Source organism: Winogradskyella sp. ABM4_392 (genome assembly GCF_056160445.1).
On record NZ_JBSWXE010000003.1, the window covers coordinates 236,011 to 257,634 of the forward strand.

The 21,624-nt window shown below is 32.4% G+C and carries 18 protein-coding genes and 2 tRNA genes; 7 read left to right on the forward strand and 13 right to left on the reverse strand.

Translation table 11 applies throughout. From position 1 onward, the window contains the following. The 7 genes from ACXAFS_RS09715 to ACXAFS_RS09745 form a co-directional block, all read right to left on the reverse strand. Positions 1-2,187, reverse strand: a complete 2,187-nt coding sequence (locus ACXAFS_RS09715) for a TonB-dependent receptor (RefSeq protein ID WP_475306637.1) — start codon at positions 2,185-2,187, stop codon at positions 1-3. Between the two features lie 49 nt (positions 2,188-2,236). Further along, positions 2,237-2,554 carry a DUF6660 family protein gene (locus ACXAFS_RS09720; RefSeq protein WP_344730117.1) on the reverse strand — a complete coding sequence of 106 codons (318 nt, stop codon included), beginning with the start codon at positions 2,552-2,554 and terminating at the stop codon, positions 2,237-2,239. 104 nt (positions 2,555-2,658) lie between these two features. Beyond that, positions 2,659-4,461, reverse strand: coding sequence for a DUF6119 family protein (locus ACXAFS_RS09725; protein ID WP_475306639.1), 1,803 nt, complete (start codon positions 4,459-4,461; stop codon positions 2,659-2,661). Positions 4,462-4,524: 63 nt separating this feature from the next. Then, complete coding sequence (locus ACXAFS_RS09730) at positions 4,525-6,036, reverse strand: hypothetical protein (RefSeq protein WP_475306640.1); 1,512 nt, start codon at positions 6,034-6,036, stop codon at positions 4,525-4,527. Beyond that, a complete protein-coding gene (locus tag ACXAFS_RS09735) occupies positions 6,036-6,326 on the reverse strand; it encodes a helix-turn-helix domain-containing protein (RefSeq protein ID WP_475306641.1) in 291 nt (96 codons plus the stop codon). Before ACXAFS_RS09735 ends, ACXAFS_RS09730 begins: the two co-directional genes overlap by 1 nt. A gap of 170 nt (positions 6,327-6,496) precedes the next feature. Next, entirely contained in the window at positions 6,497-7,747 is a 1,251-nt protein-coding gene (locus tag ACXAFS_RS09740; protein WP_475306643.1) for a site-specific integrase, read from the reverse strand. A 237-nt stretch (positions 7,748-7,984) separates the two neighbouring features. After that, positions 7,985-8,072 (reverse strand) — tRNA-Ser (locus ACXAFS_RS09745). A gap of 171 nt (positions 8,073-8,243) precedes the next feature. Here ACXAFS_RS09745 and ACXAFS_RS09750 point away from each other — a divergent pair. The 4 genes from ACXAFS_RS09750 (at position 8,244) to ACXAFS_RS09765 (ending at position 12,246) form a co-directional block, all read left to right on the forward strand. Then, positions 8,244-9,023, forward strand: coding sequence for a DUF3108 domain-containing protein (locus tag ACXAFS_RS09750; RefSeq protein WP_475306645.1), 780 nt, complete (start codon positions 8,244-8,246; stop codon positions 9,021-9,023). A gap of 6 nt (positions 9,024-9,029) precedes the next feature. Then, the gene (locus tag ACXAFS_RS09755) at positions 9,030-9,368 is read left to right on the forward strand and encodes an FUSC family protein (protein WP_475306647.1); all 339 of its coding nucleotides are present in this window, start codon (positions 9,030-9,032) and stop codon (positions 9,366-9,368) included. Between the two features lie 160 nt (positions 9,369-9,528). Further along, positions 9,529-10,566, forward strand: a complete 1,038-nt coding sequence (locus tag ACXAFS_RS09760) for a M28 family metallopeptidase (protein WP_475306648.1) — start codon at positions 9,529-9,531, stop codon at positions 10,564-10,566. A 99-nt stretch (positions 10,567-10,665) separates the two neighbouring features. Next, positions 10,666-12,246: a M28 family peptidase gene (locus ACXAFS_RS09765; protein WP_475306649.1), complete on the forward strand. Its 1,581-nt coding sequence runs from the start codon at positions 10,666-10,668 to the stop codon at positions 12,244-12,246. A gap of 57 nt (positions 12,247-12,303) precedes the next feature. Here the strand turns inward: ACXAFS_RS09765 and ACXAFS_RS09770 are convergent. Both ACXAFS_RS09770 and bshB1 read right to left on the reverse strand, forming a co-directional pair. After that, positions 12,304-12,379 (reverse strand) — tRNA-His (locus ACXAFS_RS09770). A gap of 60 nt (positions 12,380-12,439) precedes the next feature. Next, positions 12,440-13,162 carry a bacillithiol biosynthesis deacetylase BshB1 gene (gene bshB1 / locus ACXAFS_RS09775; RefSeq protein ID WP_475306650.1) on the reverse strand — a complete coding sequence of 241 codons (723 nt, stop codon included), beginning with the start codon at positions 13,160-13,162 and terminating at the stop codon, positions 12,440-12,442. A 170-nt stretch (positions 13,163-13,332) separates the two neighbouring features. On the opposite strand from bshB1, the gene ACXAFS_RS09780 reads away from it, so the two are divergent. From ACXAFS_RS09780 to ACXAFS_RS09790, 3 genes are all read left to right on the forward strand, one after another. Then, the gene (locus ACXAFS_RS09780) at positions 13,333-15,222 is read left to right on the forward strand and encodes an SLC13 family permease (protein ID WP_475306652.1); all 1,890 of its coding nucleotides are present in this window, start codon (positions 13,333-13,335) and stop codon (positions 15,220-15,222) included. Positions 15,223-15,234: 12 nt separating this feature from the next. Next, positions 15,235-16,872 (forward strand): phosphoenolpyruvate carboxykinase (ATP), encoded by a 1,638-nt coding sequence (gene pckA, locus ACXAFS_RS09785; RefSeq protein WP_475306654.1) that lies wholly within the window; start codon positions 15,235-15,237, stop codon positions 16,870-16,872. 92 nt (positions 16,873-16,964) lie between these two features. Beyond that, the gene (locus ACXAFS_RS09790; protein ID WP_475306655.1) at positions 16,965-17,654 is read left to right on the forward strand and encodes a DUF2490 domain-containing protein; all 690 of its coding nucleotides are present in this window, start codon (positions 16,965-16,967) and stop codon (positions 17,652-17,654) included. On the opposite strand, the gene ACXAFS_RS09795 is transcribed toward ACXAFS_RS09790, so the two are convergent. The 4 genes from ACXAFS_RS09795 to ACXAFS_RS09810 form a co-directional block, all read right to left on the reverse strand. Beyond that, positions 17,635-18,786: a trans-sulfuration enzyme family protein gene (locus tag ACXAFS_RS09795; protein ID WP_475306657.1), complete on the reverse strand. Its 1,152-nt coding sequence runs from the start codon at positions 18,784-18,786 to the stop codon at positions 17,635-17,637. The genes ACXAFS_RS09790 and ACXAFS_RS09795 overlap by 20 nt on opposite strands. Positions 18,787-18,836: 50 nt before the next feature. Beyond that, positions 18,837-20,243 (reverse strand): MATE family efflux transporter, encoded by a 1,407-nt coding sequence (locus ACXAFS_RS09800; RefSeq protein WP_475306659.1) that lies wholly within the window; start codon positions 20,241-20,243, stop codon positions 18,837-18,839. 167 nt (positions 20,244-20,410) lie between these two features. After that, complete coding sequence (locus ACXAFS_RS09805; protein ID WP_475306660.1) at positions 20,411-21,256, reverse strand: hypothetical protein; 846 nt, start codon at positions 21,254-21,256, stop codon at positions 20,411-20,413. Positions 21,257-21,379: 123 nt separating this feature from the next. After that, entirely contained in the window at positions 21,380-21,568 is a 189-nt protein-coding gene (locus ACXAFS_RS09810; protein ID WP_076621073.1) for a hypothetical protein, read from the reverse strand. Positions 21,569-21,624: the final 56 nt, after the last annotated feature.

Sequence of the window (21,624 nt, forward strand, 5' to 3'; positions counted from 1 at the left end):
TTAATCGTGGTCTTCGTTTCCAAATGGTTTAATAATAAGACCTACACTAAATATAAAACCATCTGTAGGTGCATAAATCTCTGGAAAAACAGGATTGTCGTGTGGCGGTAAAACTAAAGGTGAAAACCTGCTTTGTCTTCTATCTGTAAAATTCTCAAAATTCACAAATACACTTCCTAATTTAAAATTACGCATCACCAATAAACCCATAGTTACAAAGTCTGTAGTTTCTGTACCATTGGATAAGAATTGTTTTCCTGTATAAAAGGTTTCATAACCAATACGCCATTTTTCAGATTCGTACATTAAAACACTACCTGCGTTATGCTTTGCTGTTAATGGCTTTTGTGGATTACCAGGTAAATAATTTAGTTTGGTATCAATAAGTGCATAGTTTAAAAACCATCTAAAGTCTTTGTATGTAAATTTTATATTGGTTTCTGCTCCTTTACTAAAGATTTCATCTGGTGCATTTTCAAACTGAAATAATCCGTTATCTGTTGAATTTAAAAGCAATCCATCATTAATAGCGGTAACATAGAATAATTGATTTATCGAAAAACCAATCTCATCAGATAGACGAGTTTGATAATTCAAATCAAAATTAACACCATAAGAACGTTCTGCATCTACTGTAGATTTATCTATAGCAAGCACATTTTCAAAATTGATATACTCTGCTTCTTCTGTAAAAATATCTGGAATCTTATACCCTAAACCTCCACCAATTCTACTTGAAAATCCACTATTGTTTTTATAAAGTAATGAAATTCTTGGAAGTGGAAAGAAACCGAAATCCGTATTATAATCTGCTCTTAATCCTGTTTCTAATATCCAATTATCCGATATGTCGTAAATATTATTTGCAAATGCTCCAAAGGTCACATCTTTTTGGTCTCTTTGTAATGGTGCGTTATCATTTTCATCGAAATTTGAGGTATATAGATTAGCTCCAACTATCCAATCCGTATTTTCTGATGCTGTATTATAAGATATTTCAGTAAACGTATTTGTTTGTTTGCCATCAAAATTGAAATCCGGAACAGTTAAGTTCCTATCGAAAAAAGAGACACTATTTTTAAACTCTAATGAACTAACGGAATCTAATTGTGTTTGATATACAAATTGACTGCTTAATCGTTTTGAGTTGTTTTCTTCTGTATATTGATGAATACCATCTTCACCATTTTCAATTTTAGTTATATCACCACCAATTCTATCGTCATATGTTCCGTTTAATCCAAACCAAAGTGTTGTTTTATCCGATGGATAATAAAACAATTTAGGGTTGAAAGAAATTGATGTTGTTTTTGGTAGGTTGCTAAAGCCATCATCTTCTGGGTCGTATGCTTTTTGATAGTGACCAGAACCATAGAGTGAAAAACCAAATTTCTCATCTCTTTTACTATAGAAGATATTAGCTGTACTTCCTAATGCTTGGGTTTGCGTTAGCATAATATCCAAAGCAGGTTCTTCATCTGGTGTTTTAGAAACCATATTAACCAATCCTGCTATTGCACCACCGCCATAAAGTGTAGAAGAACTTCCTTTGATTATCTCAAATTGTTGCAAGTCTAAAGGTGGTATTTGTAAAATGCTCAATCCGCTTGAAAAACCACCATATAATGGAAATCCATCTCTTAATAGTTGTGTGTATCTACCATCCAATCCTTGAATGCGGATATTAGTACTTCCACTACTTAATGATGTTTGTTGCATCTGAATTCCTGTACTTTCACGTAACACCATAGAAATATTGGTAGGATTCATTATTGCTTTTTCTCCCAATTCTTCTGCACCAATAAACTCTATACGTGTAGGTATTTTTCTTACTGTTCTTGTACTTCTTGTAGATTGTAATACGACAGCATCCAATTCGTTACCACCTTCTTTTAGCTTAAACACTAATTCTGTATTACTTGGAATTTGAATTGTGGTTTCTAATGTTTCAAAACCTAAAAAGGAAATTACTATTTGATGTTCGCCTTCTGGTATTTCTGTAAATTCTGCGACACCATCAAAATTGGTAACTGCACCTTTTTCTAATGCCTCAAAGTAAACCGTAGCACCCATTAAAGGCTCATTTTCTGCCTCTGTGATGACTTTAATTTGTATGTCTGATGTTTGTGCCTGTAATGATAGGCAAAGTATTAATATGAGCTTTATGCTCAATATGTATTTATTCATTGAATTATAATTGTAATTAACTAAATAATTGATTTAAAATCGTGTTACTTTAGCTTATTACTTGTGGCGGTTGCCAAATATTGGAAAGGAAATTAAACCTATAAATAGGTTGGTATGTAGAAATTAGCTCCGTTGAAATTTCTATATTGAGTTTTAAATTAAATGTTTTGATTGGTTCGTAAGTAATAGACATACCACAACAATTACAAATACAAGTGACAGGACAAGAATCGTCACTATCTTCTTGATGGTTGTGATTAACACTTATCTCGTCTTGATGTTGGTCTTCTATGTTTTGACCATCAGAACAAGGTTTTGCCGAAAGCAATAGTATTATTAAGGATAATATGATTGTTACAAATTTCACAGTTACAAAGATAAAAATTTAGAGATGCAATGGTTGTGCAAATATTTTATTTAAGCTACAGCTTTAGTTTTCTCTTTATTAAGTCTTTTAGTACCATATACATATTAAGAATTACTTATTTCTATTATCTCAATGGGATAATTAAAAGTGCTCATTTCCCTGATACATTGAATTAAAGAGAATTTAGCAATATTAGACTCTAACTTTTCGACATTATTTCTAATGACAGGAACACGTTGTGTATCTGACTTAAATGCCATTACAAACACTATTTCTTTACCTCCTGTAGCAAATTTTTGAATAAATGAATCCTTATCTGCAATCTCATAACCAACATTATCAGCTCTTCTATTATAGCTATCTATAACATCATTGACAAATGCATTATCTCCAGAATTACGAGAAATCATAAACCTATTGGCCGAAATAACTATTTGGTTACATAAATCACGAATTTTAGCATCAAAACCTGTTTTAATATGAATAAGATAAATTGTATCATCACTTTCATACATAATATCGCATAGCTCAATATTCTGCCCTAACGCTTTATCAAAAACCCAATAATTAGGCTCATTTCTGTAAAGAGAATTATAGGCATCTTCACTACTTGAAATCCAAGGGTTAAATAAAATATTTCTTTGAGAATGATGTCTATTAATCATTTGACTACATAATTGATTCATAGAGTCTGTAAAATCATCTTTTACAAAATACCATTTAGAATCTATATGAAATATAGGCTTATTTTCATATTGTAGTTCACAGGTCACATAATGCCAAAAGTTTGCCCATACATATTTCTTTTTTTGATTTCCCTTAAATCCTTCAACTTTTAATCCCCACATTAGTTTGTTAAAATCTACTTGGCTTGCATTTAAATCAAGTTGATTAAAAATATATTTTAGACCATCCTCATAAATTTTATTTCTATCCTTAACTTCTAAAAAGTCTTTGCGTTGCCCTTTCATCTTTATCTCAAATCTATCGCACTCATAGAACTGCTTTATTTTAGATGGATGAACAAAATCTATATCGGCTTTTTTAGGGTTTTGCCCTCTTGTTTGAGAAAATCTATTTAACATATCATCACGAAGCTCAATCATTAAGATTTTTACAAATTCACTATCTGTTAAACCTCTTTCTTTAATTTCTACAAATGATGTTAAAGGTCTTCTTGTTTGGGTATCTATAATTTCATTAATTCTCTTAAATAGTAAATGCAATTCTGCAAATGAGATTCTATGTTTTATGTGAAAATATGAAGCAATTTCTAATTGTACATTTTTATCTCCAAAATCTATAAAATCAAAATATGTATCTCTAATAGCATCTTTTAAAATTAAATTAATACTCGTAGGAATATTTACAAAATTTAGAACATCACTTAATCGTTGGCCTTCCTTAAAAATTCTATTACTTTGGGTTAATGTCCCAGAAATACCTCTTGTTGTAAGTGAGACAATTTCTTCATCAAGAGTTGTTAGATATTCATAAAACTCCAATCCAAAACGATGATTTTGAAATGCCTTTATAACCATTGTACCACCTCCTCCAATAACAGCAAATATTTTATTGTCTATACAAGCAAACAACACAAATGATATTTTTAGAACTGTGAAGTCAAGGTTCTCTGATAATGTGGTAGGTAAAAAACTATCCCAATGTGCTTTTTTTTCTTTTTCGTTGTAGACGTATGTGTAATAGTGAACACCATCTATTACCTTGGGTAATAATTCTACATTTATAGATTCTGTTTCATCAATTCTTGTTTTGTGGTGTTTTACAAGGGTATTGACTATTTGATGATTAGTTAAGCCTTTAATATCTCTATGCGTAGTATCAATTTGAAATATTTTGATTTCATATTCACCGTTTGCTCTCAATCTTAAATCTTCTATACTCATCTGTTTTTTAATGTACGAACTTAATACAACCTACTTTAGCTGTCTTGGATTATCTTGGATTATTTATGCCACAACCTTTGCTTTCTCCTTTAAGGTTTCGAGATACTTTACCATATTGCTCTTACACCATTCCTCACGAGCTAATTTAGGTGCGTGACCTATGGCTTTAGATAACTCCTCTTTCATTATAGCCTCAACCACGTCTATGTATTCTTCTGTTGTAGAAATACTATCGTGTATTGTATATATTGGTGCATCTGGATATTCTGCTGATATACGCTTTGCTATAACATCTATCATTAAGTAGCTCTCAATACTCTGCAACAATCTTGGAAGTAGTGATTTGTCTTTACTCTTAATCTGTCTAAACACATCATATACGTTTGGGAACATCTCCTTAAACATCTTCTTTGGTTTTGCATCCTCTTGCCCCAAAAACCTATTATCTGTAAATAGCACTTGGAATACTGCTGTTTTAACCTCTTTGCGGTTAGCAAAGGTTTCACCTAAAAGGATTGAAAAGCGTTCTTCTAAAAACTCATAAAGTGTTCCACTCACCACAAGATTTATATACTGACTAAACTCACTATTCATAAGGGTTTTATCAATATCTCCTAACATAATGTAAGAATCAGTATCGTGTACTTTGATATGTGATATATTCATTCTATCATTAATATTACCATTAACCTTATAAATATTATCATTTATACTATTAAAAGAATAAAAAGGTCGATTTTTGGGCTCGTCAAACGTGATTGACAACTCTTTTTGTGCATTTGGCTCATTTTTTTGCTCAATCCAGAACGAACGACTCAACAATATGGTGCTTAAATAAGGTTGACTATTTTTAATATCAATCGAAATTAATTTTTGACCATCATACGTTACTGCATTTCTGATAACGCTCCTCATATTAGTAAGGTTGGAATGAAAGCGATACACATTATCATCGTGCAATAAATAATAATCTTGACGACCTATTTTTTCTGCGCTAATTTTTGCGTGGTTTAATTGTGATATAGGTTCTTTGAATTTTTTACGACTTCTATCATAATCCTTTAACTGTTCGTTATTATCTTTTAATTTAAATTCTTGTGCTAAAAATTCATTGACGTAATCAATATCAATTTCTAACTTATCATTAAACCACTTTGTTAAATAGTCAAGGTGCTTAACAGAAGCTTCTCTATTGTTTCGTTCTACTTTTAGTTTTCTATAAAAAGTAAAATCTGTCACAGCTGTTGAAGTAATCGCTGTATTGTATTCATCTACTAAACGATACCCTTTGGATTTAAAGACTGGTATATATTGTCCATCAGTCTCAATTATTTTTAAGTCGTGCAATAGATAATCTATGTACTCCTTATAATTAGATATTTTATCTTGTAAGAGTTTAGAGTTTAATGGTACAAAGCCATCAAACATTAAGTCTTTGTTATAAAGAGGTAGCGCATTTATTAAATGAATAATATAAAGTAGCTTATCTCTTTTGCATCCGTATTTTTTAAAATTCGGTGGATTATCATACATCAATTGGTCGACATCCAAATTCTCTGGTATGTATAATCTCATTATGCACTTTTGTTTTGGGTTAAAATTCTAACTACATCGTCATACTCATAGTACATTGTTTTACCCATTTTGGTAAAGGGTAGTGTGCCGTTTACACGTAAGTTTTGTAGCGTACCTGGTGAGATGTTAAGCATCTCTCTTACGTCTGCTGATTTTAACCACTTTTTTTGCTCCGTTTGGCTTCCTAAAATTGTCTTCAGTTCTGTGATGATTTCTTGTTTAAGAGTCTTTAAATCATCCTTTGTAATTACTTCAAATGTCATTTTCTTATAAAACGTATTAAAAGGCATAAACGCCTGATTTATATTGTGTTAATTTACTACATTTTGAACTTTAGTTAAAACAAACTTATTAACATTTATGCACTATATTTTAACAGAAAAACCCTTGATTTTATAGGCGTTTACAAGGGTTCGACTTAATGTAGAGCCAATTCAATAAAAAGTAATGTTTATATCTCCTAATTAGCTAATCGCTTGGATGCTTCTACATTACTTTTATTAGCGAACTTTTGCTTTAAAATTGCCATATCATCACTCACTTTTCTATCCAATATTTTAGCATAGTGTTGGGTTGTTTTAAGTGATTTATGACCTAACATTTTACTGACCGATTCCATAGGTACACCATTTGAGAGAGTTACCGTAGTAGCAAACGTATGACGAGCTAAATGCGTGGTTAGGTTTTTATTTATTTTGCATAAATCAGCTATCTCTTTGAGGTAAGCATTAGACTTTTGATTACTCAACACTGGAAGTAAAACACCTTTTGTTACTGCCTCTGGATGGTTTTCGTATTTCTTTATAATATCTAAAGCTGTTGGAAGTAGTGGAATGTTACTGCGTGTATCTGTTTTGGTACGCTTTGTTTTAATCCATTTATCGCCATCAATACCAAATACCAAATTATCTTTTGAGAGCTTCTTAACATCGCTATAGGCTAAACCAGTAAAGCAACAGAAAATAAATATGTCTCTTACTTGCTCCAATCTTGGTGTATGCAATTCTTTATCGAGCATATCTTGTATTTCTTCTTCTGATAGGAATTGACGTTCAACTTCTTTTAAACGTACTTTGTAATTTAAAAAAGGGTCTTTTGCTATCCAACCATTAGCCAAAGCAATACGCACTATTTTTTTGAAGTTCTTTATGTATTTAATGGTGCTGTTGTGTCCGCAGTTTCTAACGGTTTTTAAGTAAAACTCAAAGTCTGTTATAAATTGGTGGTTTACTCGCTTAATACTTATATCGCTTACTTTATACTGATGCTGCATAAATTCTTTAAGATGTTTGCATACGGTTTTGTAGCGCTCTAAAGTACCTGCTGAAAATTCTCTACCTACTAACTTTTTTACTTGTGTATTATGGTTTTCAAAAATTGTTATGAGTGTACGCTCTTTTTCTTCAATACCTAAAAACTTATTCTTTAGGATTTCTGTAGTGACCTCTTTATTGTCTTGAATTAGGTCTCTTTGACTTTGATATACTTTTGTAGTAAGGGAATCTAAATAGGCGTTAAGCTCTCTTATATCTTCAGTTCTTCCAATTGCTTTATTGCCTTGACTGTTCCATTTATTAACTTCAATACTGCGTTTTGTACTGATTTCTGTACGTTTACCATCTATGGTAATACGAAGATAAATAGGGCATTTGCCCTGTGCATCTACCTTACTTTTCTTCAAGTAGAATAATAATCCAAATGTTTTGTTCATTCTGGTGACCTTTAAAATTATACATTAATTTACGAAATAATTAGGTGTTATTTTGTATTTAACTAATTGATTTATATGTAGTTATTAACAAATAGGTGACCTAAAAAAGGTTTTAAAAAGGTCACCCAAAAGGTCACCAACAGAATGGTTTTTAATACACTTTTTGATGTTTTGTAGAAACTAAAAAGTCCCGTAAACATAGTGTTTACAGGACTTTGCTCGATTTTGAATAAATCTTGGCGGAGAAAGAGGGATTCGAACCCCCGGAGGTGTGACCCTCGCTGGTTTTCAAGACCAGTGCATTCGACCACTCTGCCATTTCTCCAATTGCGGATGCAAATATAAAACCCTTTTTGATGTAGCCAAAGATTTTTATCTAGTTTTTTTAAAAATGTTTGTCAGTGATTTTTAAATAAAATTAGCAACATTGAATAATGCATTGTATTTTCGGCACAATATATGCTACATATTTCGTTATTATCACAAATCAATCTTTATGAAAAAATACTTTTTTGTTCTTACACTTTTATGTGGATTGTCTATAACAGCCCAAAACAATACAATTGCTTTCGGTGAAAAATTAGTCTTTTCAGCATCGTATAATATGTCTGGTATATTAACCGATATTGCAGAAGTTAAAATGGAAACCAGTGAAGTAAAAACTTCAAAAAGTACGCTTATGCGTTTAAAGTGTACTGCAGCGACTTATAAAAAATGGGATAATTTCTTTAAAATTAGAGACTTATACGAAAGTTATGTAAATCCAAAAACACTAACCCCTTATTTGTATAAAAGAGACATTAGTGAAGGTGGTTATTATAAATTTATGCAATATAAGTATAACCATAAAGCAAAATTGGTAAAAAGCTTAAAGCGTAAAAAGAGAAAAGATGGTACAACTTGGGATGAAAACAAAAATGTAAAAATCAACGCTTCTACAAAAGACATTGTAAGCACATTGTATTACATAAGAAATTTAGACATTCACAAAGCGAATCCTGGTGATCAACAAGACTTTACGGTACTGTTTGACAATAAAGAAACTACCATTACATTAAAATATGTTAGTAAAGAAACTATTTCTACCAAGATAGGATCTAAAGAATGTTACAAATTGGCAATATCAATTAAAGGCAGTGATGTTCTTAAGGGTTCTAATTCTAATTTACTATGGTTAACTGCTGACGAAAACAAAATTCCTGTTTACGCAAAATTTAAAATTCCTGTTGGTAATGGAGAATTAAAAATACAATCTGCAACTGGTTTAAAACATTAAAATGTTATGGGAAAGAAATTAATTATCATTTTAGGATTTATAGCTGCGGTTTTAGCAGTTGTCTTAGCCGTTACACCGCTCTCAAATCTTGCTGTAATACCAATTATAGTGGCCTTTGTGTGTGGTTTATTAATTGTTTTTATGTCTAAGAAAGACAAAACCAAAACAAAATCTATCCAATATATTTTTTTAATGGTCATAATTGCTTTAGCTCTTACTATTTACAAAAGTGTTTTTTATACATCAGAAGTAGGTGACATTGAGCAATTAGAACAACGTGATGAAGAAAATCTTGAAGATTCTAAAGAATTACTAGAAGACATAGACATTGATGAAGATTTATAAAATTTCATCCTCACTGTAAGAAAATATATAACACTTTTAACTTATTTTTGCCTAAATCAAATAGTTACAACTAAATTCTATTATCAAGCCCTAATTTTTCGCAAGAGAATGATTATTAGAATTTGTAACAAAAGTTAATCCGTTAGAAATATTTAGTTAAATGAAAGTATTAGTTGCCTCAGCACTTATTCTTGTAGGTTCTTGCGCTACATTAAGACATAGTGAGAAAATTGAACAATTAAAAGATAGCATTTCTTATGACAATAAGAATGTTGTTGAAAAATACTTAAAAACCATTACTACTGAGGAGCTTAAACTCTACGTAGAGGAAGTTTCTTCAGAAAAGTATTATGGACGTATGACTGGAGAAACAGGTCATAATGATATCTGTAACTATATAAGAGGTTATTATAACTCGCTAGGAATAAAACCGCCTAAAACCCATCCGGATTATTATCAAATAGTACCAAAATCGGTTTTACCAGATGATTTAAAAGAATCACAGAATGTCATTGCCTATATAGAGGGTTCAGAGTTTCCAGATGAATATATATTCATAACTGCTCACTCAGATCATGAAGGAGTTGTAGATGGTAAAATTTATCCAGGCGCAGACGACAATGGTTCTGGTACAGCAGCTGTATTTGAAATGGCTGAGGCTTTTAAAAAGGCCACAGAAGATGGTTATGGACCTAAGCGTAGTATCGTATTCTTACATGTTACTGGTGAGGAAGTTGGACTCCATGGTTCTAGATATTACACCAACAACCCAATATTTCCATTAGAAGACACGGTAAGCAATCTTAATATTGATATGATTGGTCGTGTAGATGAAAGGCATTTAGATGATGGAAATGAAGACTATATTTATGTAATTGGTGCAGACCGTATAAGTACGGAGCTTCACTTTATAATTCAAGAAGCCAATTATAATTTTATAAATTTAGATTTAGATTATGAGTATAATGACACTGGAGACCCTAATCGTTACTATTACAGGTCTGATCATTATAACTTTGCAACAAAAGGCATACCTGTAGTTTTCTTTTTTAATGGTGAGCACGAAGATTACACAAAGCCAACAGATACTGCAGATAAAATAAATTATCCTTTACTCGCAAAACGCACAAGGCTCATCTTTGCAACTGCATGGTATTTGGCAAATTCACCTGAACGCTTAAAACCTGAAATAATCTAGAATTAAGCTTTGCTTAAAGAAAAATCAAAAAACCTCTTCAATAATTCCGATTTTCGTAATTTTATTCAAAATTGTTACGATTAAATAAATATGTATAAAATGAAAAAAATATTATTAATCTTTTTTGCTTCGCTTTTAATCACTAATTGCGGAAGTTCTTCAAAAAGTAATACAGCTTCGGTACAAATGAATGAAGCTAAAGTTGTAGACCCAACAAAATATGCTTCTACCATTACTGCTGATGAACTTAAAGAAATGCTCTATAAATATGCCTCGGATGAATTTGAAGGTAGAGAAACCGGTGAAAAAGGGCAAAAAATGGCCGTTGAGTATTTAAAAAATCAATATAAAACATTAGGAATACAAACACCATTGGGTGATGACGATTATTTCCAAGAAGTTCCTCTAGAAAAACAAAGTGTATCTGAAGCAAAATTATCTGTAAATGGTAAGGATTTTAAAAGTTTTGAAGAGCATATTGTTTTAAGAGCATCTGGTAACACAAAAATTTCAACAGAAGAAATAGTTTATGTTGGTTACGGAATTCATTCTGAAAAATACTCGGACTATAAAGACATAGATGTTAAAGACAAAATTGTTTTAGCCAAAGCTGGTGAACCTAAGGATACCGATGGAAACTACGTTACAACAGGAAGCAAGGAAGATACCAAATGGACAAATGGTCGTCAGTCTTTATCTAGCAAAAGAGATGCTGCCATAGAAAATGGAGCTAAAGGATTGATTCTTTTAGACGAATATATGTTTACCAGATATGCGCCTTATTATCAAAGGCAAGCAGCCAGTGGAACTTCAGGACGATTATCTCTAAAAAGTAATAATGCTGAATTGGTGATGTTAATGGTTAATGAGAATTTAGCGAAAGCATTACACCCTTCAATTTTGGAAGATGATAAAGCAAAAGCACTTAAAACGAACTTAAATTTAGAAATAGAAAATAAGTCTGAGCAAATTTCTTCCGAAAACGTAGTAGCGTTTATTGAAGGATCAGATAAGCCAAATGAAATTCTTGTAATTTCTGCACATTTAGACCACGAAGGCATTAAAAATGGTGAAATATATAATGGTGCTGATGATGATGGCTCTGGTACTATAGCAATACTAGAAATAGCAGAAGCTTTTAAAGAAGCTGAAAAAGCAGGACATGGACCAAAGCGTTCTATTTTGTTTCTTCATGTTACAGGTGAAGAAAAAGGTCTTTTAGGCTCTAGGCATTATACAGATAATGATCCTATTTTTCCTTTAGAAAACACAGTTGCAAATCTAAACATAGATATGATTGGTAGAACAGACCCAAAACGCAAAGAAGGTGATAGAAACTATGTCTATCTTATAGGTAGTGACAAGTTGAGTACAGATTTGCATAATATTTCGGAAGAGGTAAACAAAAAATACTGTAACATAGAATTAGATTATACCTTTAATGATGATAATGACCCAAATCGTTTTTATTACAGATCAGATCATTACAACTTTGCTAAAAACAATATTCCAGTAATCTTTTATTTTAATGGTACACATGATGATTATCACAGACCTAGTGACACGGCAGACAAAATTGAATATGATTTACTAGAAAACAGAGCTCGATTGGTGTTTTACACAGCATGGGAAATTGCAAATAGAGCAAATAAACCAGTTGTTGATAAAGCTACAGAATAACAACTTTAAATAGATATACAAAAAAAGCCTTTCATTACTGAAAGGCTTTGTATTTTTGGGTGGAAGATCGGTCTCGAACCGACGACCTCCTGAACCACAATCAGGCGCTCTAACCAACTGAGCTACAACCACCATTTAAAATTGGACTGCAAATGTAAATTATTTACATTTTTCTACAAAACGTTTTCTGCACTTATTTTAAATCAAATAATGAATCTACTGCAGGATAACGTTCTACAGTAAATCCTTCACCGTATTCTGTACCAATAAGTCTTCCTGCATTTCTTGCTCTGTAAATTATACTATCCGTAAAATTTTTACTAGAAATAGGTGTTTCTGGTTCTTTACTGTCTGGATCAAAAAACTGTGTTTTATATGCCAAAACAGCTTCCATCTTCTTTTCAATGTAACCAGTAACATCAACTATAATATCTGGTTCTAAATCTTTCCACTGTATGTAATGGTATACTACTTTAGGTCTCCAAGGTTCTTGCCAATCGTCAACATCATCATGCTTAGTATCAATTTTTCTCAATCCACTCAAAAAACAAGCATCACTAACCAAATTACTTCCCTTAGCATGATCTATATGCCTATCATCTATGGCATTGCATAGCACAATTTCTGGTCTATACTTTCGTATTTCTTTTATAAGCTCTATTTGGTGTTCTTTATCATTAACAAAAAAGCCATCAGTAAACTCCATATTACTACGCATAGAAACATTAAGAATCTTTGCTGCATTAAAAGACTCTTCATCTCTAGTGTCTGCCGTACCTCTTGTTCCTAGTTCTCCTCTTGTTAAATCTATAATTCCAACTTTTTTGCCATTTGCTACCTCTTTTGCAATTGTAGCTCCGCAACCTAATTCTACATCATCAGGATGTGCTCCGATGGCTAAAATGTCTAATTTCATGTGTTTTTAGTTTTTCTCTAATGTCAAAAATATTAAAAAGTATATAGAATTTCATCTTCTTTCTATTTCGCAAACGGTTTCGTTTAAATTTTCTTTGAATTGTTATTCTATTATCTACCAATAATTGAATAATTCGTAAATCCTCAAAAGCATGACATTCGTCATAAATATTGGTATGTATTGCCTTTAACTTTACAGTAGATTTTAAAGCACTAACCATTATGAATCTAATGCTGGTCATTTTAACAGTTACAATTATCCTTTTCATTTGGGGAAAATTTACACCAGACATTATTGCACTACTCTCTATGCTCAGCTTATTTCTTTTTGGAATTTTAGACCTACAAGAAACTTTAAGTGGCTTTAGCAATCCTACTGTAATAATGATTGCTGCATTATTTATTATTGGTGAAGGTTTATCTCAAACTGGTTGGACAGCCTTAGCTGGTCAGAAGTTTATAAAAATGGCTGGAAAAAGCATTACAAAGCTTTTATTAATCACAACTTTAGGCTCTGGTTTACTATCTGGTGTTGTTAGTAATACTGGTACAGTAGCAACACTAATGCCTGTAACAATATCTTCTGCATGGAGTATTGGGACATTACCTTCTAAACTATTAATGCCTGTGGCATTTGGCTCTAATACTGGCGGTTTACTCACACTAACCGGAACACCACCGAATATTATTGTTAATAATACCATGTTAGAAAGTGGTTTAGAAGGCTTTTCTTTCTTTGAATTTGGGTTAATTGGTCTTCCTCTTTTATTAATTGCACTACTCTACTTTAGATTTATTGGCTACAAATTATTACCTAGTAATAAAACCAACAATAAACCTGTAGATATTAGTACAACGCTTCACAAATGGATTGAAGCTTACAAGGTAGAAGGTGACTATTACCGATTAAGAGTACGTTCTGTATCTCCCTTGCTTGGCACCAATATTGGCAAATGGAATTTTGAGGACAATCATCAAGTCTCAATATTGAGAATTAAACGTCGTCATCCTAATCTACTTAAGGGAAATGAAGCTTTTATTGAATTTCCTTCAAATGACACTGAATTTAAATATCATGACATTATAACTGTTAAAGGGACTACCGAAGCGATTAATGCATTAATGATAAAATTTAGATTAGGATTACTACCATTAGAACCTATTGCAGATGAGTTGCGTAATAATTTAATTAATCAAGAGGTCGGTATGACTGAAATTATTGTAACACCAAATTCTACATTAGTTGGCAGACGCTTAAGAATTGGAAGATACTTTAGACGATTTGGTGTTCAACTTATGGCCGCATCTAGAAACAATAAACCATTTACAGATAGAGAAATTGTGGTTAAAGCTGGTGATGCTTTCTTAATCAGAGGAATTTGGAACGATATAGAACAACTTAAAACTTATCATGAAAACCTAGTAATTATTGGTAGTCCTGAAGGTATGGCAAAAACGGTAACCAATATTACTTACAAATCTTATATAGCACTTTTTGCATTAGTATTAATGATTGGATTATTAGTGTTTAAAATTGTTCCTGGTGCAGTTGCCGCATTAATATCAGCAGGTATTATATTAATAACAGGATGTGTACCAATACCAAAAGCATACAAAGGGATTAGTTGGGTAAGTGTAGTTATGATTGCAGCTATGATTCCTATGGGATTAGCACTTCAAAAAACAGGAACTGCAAAACTTATTGCCGATGGATTAGTTAATTCTTTAGGCGAATTACATCCAATCGTACTACTAGGTGGAGTATTTCTACTTACAACGACCTTTAGCCAAGTGATAAATAATTCTGCAACTGCAGTACTAATGGCACCAATTGTCATTATTGCAGCCAACACATTAAGTCTATCTGCCGCACCATTTATGATAGCCGTAGCTATTAGTGCTTCAACAGCATTTTTAACTCCTGTAGGTACTACTACAAATGCTATGGTAATGACAGCAGGTGGATACAAATTTATTGATTATGTAAAAGTAGGTGCACCGTTGCTTCTACTCTTCTTAATAACAACATTAACCTTAGTGCCATTGATTTGGCCATTTTAAAATTTTTAACTCATGGAAACATTATTAAAAGATCCGATTATGAAAACTAGAGACCTCACAAAGTATGGACTGAAAGATACCAAAGCACATTGGAATCTTTCTCCTGAAGAATTACAAGCCATTACCGTTGAAAAAGGAATGGGCAAAGAAACTTCTAATGGCACCTTAGCCATTAACACTGGAAAATTTACAGGACGCTCACCTCAAGATAGATTTTTAGTAAAAGACGATTATACTAAAGATAGAGTTTGGTGGGGAAAAACAAACAAAGCCATATCACCAGAAAATTTCGACTATTTACAAGGTGAAATAGAAAAATACTTGAGTGGTAAAGAAATTTACGTGCGTGATGGTTTTGTAGGTGCTGACCCAGAATACAAAATGGGAGTTAGAACTGTAACAGAATATCCATGGTCTAACATGTTTATATACAATATGTTTTTAAGACCAACTGCAGAAGAATTAGAAAATTTTGAAGAAGAATGGCTAGTGCTTTGTGCACCTGGTTATGAATGTCCTGAACCAAAAAAATATGGTTTAAGACAAGGTAACTTCTCAATTCTTAACTTCACTAAAAAAATAGCATTAGTTGGTGGTTCTGCATATACAGGTGAAATGAAAAAAGGGATTTTCTCTGCTCTAAACATGATACTACCTGTTGATAAAAATGTATTACCAATGCACTGTTCTGCCAATGTTGGCGAAGATGGAGAAACAGCCATTTTCTTTGGTTTATCAGGTACTGGTAAAACGACACTATCTGCTGATCCTAACAGAAAATTAATTGGTGATGATGAGCATGGCTGGACATCTGAAAACAGAATCTTTAATTTTGAAGGTGGTTGCTACGCCAAGGTTATTGATTTAACTGAAGAAAAAGAACCAGACATCTATAGAGCTATTAAACCTGGTGCTATTTTAGAGAATGTAATCTTTAAAGACAACGGTGAAGTAGATTATATGGATAGTAGCATAACACAAAATACACGTGTGAGTTATCCTATTTACCACATAGATAACATACAACAGCCATCTTATGCAGATAATCCTAAGAATATATTCTTTTTAACCTGTGATGCTTTTGGTGTATTACCTCCTGTTTCAAAGTTAACACCTGGTCAGGCTGCATACCACTTTATTTCTGGATATACTGCTAAAGTAGCTGGTACAGAAGCTGGTATTACAGAGCCTGTTCCTTCATTCTCTGCTTGTTTTGGTGAACCATTTATGCCATTACACCCAACTAAATATGCAGAAATGTTAAGCAACAAAATGCAAGAAGCTGGTGTTAATGTATGGTTACTAAACACTGGTTGGAGTGGCGGACCTTATGGAGTTGGTTCTCGTATTAAATTAAAATATACAAGAGCTATGATTACTGCTATTCTAAATGGAGAGTTAGACAGCGTAGATTATGAGCAACATCCAATCTTTGGGTTATACATGCCAAAATATATTCCTAATGTTCCTACAGAAATGTTAGACCCAATGAATACGTGGTTACAAAAAGGAGCCTACATTAGTAAAGCTATTCAATTAGCACACTCATTCCACTTGAATTTTGAAAAATTTGCAAGTGAAGCTTCTGATCAAATTATAGAAGGAGGTCCATTAATTGATGAACACCATCATTTAACAGACCATGTTTAATAATTCCATGACAAGGAGGAGCTCTCATGGAGCTCCTCTTTTTCATTCACTTAACTGAATATTAATTCTCAAACTCATAGATTGTAAATCACATGAGAATTCTACTTCTAGTATTTATCTTTTTAATTACAACTAACCTCAAAGCCCAAAATTCATCAGAAAATCATTTAGGCTCTTGGTATACTTATGGGAGTCATCATAGATTAAACGAGCGCTTTAGTATAAATCCTTGGGCCGAATTACGATTTTATGAAGCGTCTTCAAACTATAACTTAGCTTATATTTCTTTACGAGGAAACTATCACTTAAAAAAAAATCAGACCTTAGGGGTAGCCTATGCTTATTTAGATATAGAGACTGTTTTTGAGTTTGACCATCAACCCAACGTACATGAGCATCGTGTTTATGAACAGTACACATATAACCAAACAAAGTCTAAATTTAGTATTCAACATAGAGCTAGATTTGAGCAACGCTTTTTAGACTTTTCAAACAGAAATGAACTTCAAAATCGATTTAGATATCGATTAAGTTTGAAATATAATTTGAGTAATACTGTTTTCATAAACGTTTCAGAAGAACCTTTTGTAAACTTTCAAGATCAGGTATTTCATGAAAATAGATTTTACACAGGTTTTGGTTTTAACGTTACTAGCTACTCACAATTACAAATAGGTTACCTGAAGCAACACATTCGCAAAAACAATCTCAACAGAATACAAGTTGGTATTAGCTTTAAAACAGATAACCGCAAACCAAAAACTACTTTAGCGCAGCTATAGCCTTATCTATATCGCGTTTTAAATCTTTTACATCTTCAATACCAACTGAAAATCTAATTAGTCGGTCGCTTATCCCAACCTTATCACGCTCTTCTTGCGTTAAAAGTGCATGCGAAGTTAAGTGTGGAGATATCACGGTACTTTCTACACCTGCTAAACTCATTGAAGATTTAATGAGTTTTAATGCTTTCTGAAATTGATAAGCATCAAGACCTTCTTTAAGCTCAAAAGACAGCATAGCACCAAATCCTTTCATTTGAGATTTTGCCAATTTATGCTCAGGATGCGATTTTAAACCTGGATAATACACATTAGCAATTTTTGGATGTTTGTTTAGCCATTTTGCGATTTTCATAGCATTTTTGGTTTGCGCTTTTACACGTAAGCCTAGAGTTTTCATACTACGCTCTAGCATCCAGACCGTCATATCGCTAAGGCTACCTCCTAGATTCTTACTTACATTCCAAATTTTATCAATGTGCTCTTGAGAACTTGCTACTGCACCTGCACAAATATCGCTATGACCACCAAAATATTTTGTAGCAGAATGCATTACCATATCTATACCCAAATCTATCGGATTTTGATTTACTGGCGAAGCAAACGTATTATCAATAGATGTTACGATATTTTTGGTTTTACCAAGCTTAGCAATGGCTTTAATACCTGTAATAGTCAATAATGGATTCGAAGGTGTTTCAATATGAATGAGCTTTGTATTAGGTTGAATAGCCGCTTCAAAATCTTCAACTTTGTAACCATTAGTAAAGGTGTATTCTATTCCATATTTTGGAAATTCTTCTTTTATAAAATTAACCGTTCCACCATATAGCGTGTTTTGTACAACTAAATGATCACCTTTTTGTAAAAACGCCAAAAACATATGACTAATAGCTGCCATGCCTGATCCAAAAATCAAAGCTGATTCAGTATGTTCTAAAGCAGCTATTTTCTTTGCTAAGTATTCTTGATTTGGTGTATTAAAATAACGTGGATAGCGCTTTACATCAACATCTAAAAATTCGTAAGATGAGCTTAAATATATGGGAGAAATTGCTCCTTTAAATTGTTCGTCCTTTACTTCACCAACTTGTGTACAAATGGTATTCAATCCTAATTTATCTTTTGACATAGCTTCTTTATTATGGACTTAAAATTAAGAAAAAATACCACGAAATGATCTTAAACCTGTGTTGTTTTCCAATGACCTTTTTTAAACCATATAAGTCCTAAAATAGTAATCAACACTTCAGCTAAAGTTATCGCAATAAAAACACCTAAAGGTCCAATGTCTAACATTAATGCTGTGATATAAGCAAGTGGTAATTGAAACAACCAAAAACAAATAAAATTAATCCAAGTTGGTGTCTTGGTATCACCAGCACCATTAAAAGCATTTATGATTACCATTCCGTAACCATAGAATACATAACCAGCGGCTATAATCCTTAGACAAAGTGCTCCATTTTTAATTACCTCTGGTTCTTGCGTGAACCATGATATAATTTGTGGTGCAAAAATGAGATAAACAATAGAGACAAATCCCATAAAAATTGCACTATACTTTCCCGTTTTCCAAACAGAAGCTTCTGCTCTGTTTGGCTTTTGAGCACCTAAATTCTGACCAACCAATGTTGCAGCAGCATTACTCATTCCCCAAGCAGGCATAAGGGTAAACATCATAACACGTATAGCTATGGTGTAACCGGCTAATACTTCGCTACCAAACTCACTCATAATACGCATTAAAAATACCCATGAAGATGTGCCTATTAAAAACTGACCTATACCACCTAGAGACACTTTAATTAAGTTAAGCATGACTGCTACTCTAAGCACTAAGTCTTTAAAACCAACTTTGATTTTACTCCATCCATAAAACAATACTAAAAGTTGAAAAATAACTGCCGTACCTCTACCAATGGTTGTAGCGATTGCCGCTCCTTCTACACCAAATGTTGGTATTGGACCGAAACCGAAAATAAAAATTGGGTCTAAAATGATGTTTAAACCATTGGATAACACCAAAGCCCACATGGCTATAGATGCATCACCAGCTCCTCTAAAAATGGCGTTGATTAAAAACAAAAGCATTATGGTAACATTTCCTCCAAGTAACACTTGGGTGTACCCATAACCCTCAGCAATTAAATCGGGTTCACCTCCCATTAATTGTAGGATTTCCTTTGGAAAAAGAATACCTACAACACTTATTATAGCAGCTACTATAATACCTAATCCTAACACTTGTACTGCTGCTTGTGAAGCTCCTTCCCTATCCTTCTCACCAATGCGTCTGGCAACAACTGCGGTTGCAGCCATACTTAAACCTATAGCAACAGCATATACTAATGTAATAACAGACTCGGTTAAACCTATTGTTGCAACGGCATTTACACTGACTTGAGAAACATAAAAAATATCAACGATTGCGAAGATAGATTCCATTAGCATTTCTAAAATCATGGGAACCGAAAGCATAAAAACAGCTTTACGAATACTACCTGAAGTGAATTCCTGCTCTTTACCAGAAACTGCGATTTTTAAATATTTGAAAAATTGACGTATTGAAACTTTATTTGATTGCATAACTAAAAATGTACGATTAATTATAGCTGAACATATTGAAATGTTCAACAATTTTACATCACATGAAGTAGTGACGATTTATATCCGATGGGTAAATTAGGCAATCATAATAGCACAAATATGCATATTATTTTTGAATATTCAAGATTAAGCTAAAAAAACACTCATTAATTGCATTGAGAATATTCAATAAGAATTGAATTATTTTGATCTAGCAATTTAAGACGATTTTCATTATCAAGTTGATAATACCAGTCAAATGGCTCGTTTTCAATTTTATACTTTTTCAAGCCATCATCAACACCCAATAAAATTAGTTTCTGCAGATACCCACCATGCTTTATATAAATATGTTGGTCTGAAAGTCTAACAATTTGAAAACAATACTCCTCTTTTAAGTTTTTAAATGGTTGCTCATACCAATTACCCAAGATATCTACAACTCCCAACGTCCTTAACTGTTTTTGTCTTTGATAAGCAGCTTCAAGTTTTGGAATAATTGAATCGTTTTGCGCTGTGTCTAATTTTTGGACAAGTTCTGCGTATTTTTCTTTCTTCCCAACCAAAGAATATTTGTAAAAATTATTTGAAATCGCTTCTAACTGATACGCAGGAAAACCAGTAGCGAAAGTATTTATATAACCACCAACTGAAAGACATTTTGCAATAATTGGCCAGAAAATTAGATTGGCTTCTCCGATATAATTATGAGTGAAATTGAGTATAGGAACAGTGTTATTTTTCTTGTAAACCTTAATGCCATGAATATTGAACATCAGAACTGTCTTTATCATTAGACTTGTAGATAAAGAATCGTAATTTGTTATGTTATCAGTAGGTAATCTTAGCAGAGTATCCTGATCTGTTTTATGAAGTTTTTGCCAATAGGTATCTTTTTCAGATTCTGATTTTAGTTGTGAAATCTCCTTTCGAAACTTTTCAATAGGAATTTGAGCATCTAAACAAGTTGAGAAAAACATCATGAATATGAACAGTACTGACCATTTTTTCATATTGAATTATCTAAAAGAACTGTTTAATCTTTCTTCTCACTAGCTTTGTTATAAGCACGTATCATTAGGATTGCCCAGAGAGCAACCAAAACTATAACAATGACAGAAAACCATAATACAATATCATTTGCTACCATTATCAACGAGTTTTAAATAAATCATAACACCTAACAAAGTAGGTGCCCAAAGACCAATGAATAAACCGTGCATTTGATCTCCTGTTAAAAATAAATATTCAGCAACAAGTATAATTACTGCACACAAAATCAACATTAGTACATTCGCAGTTCCTAATTTTTTGAAGTAGTCCATTTTTGAGGGTTAGTTTTAATACCTCAATTTAAGAAAAAATAACTATTAAAGATTTC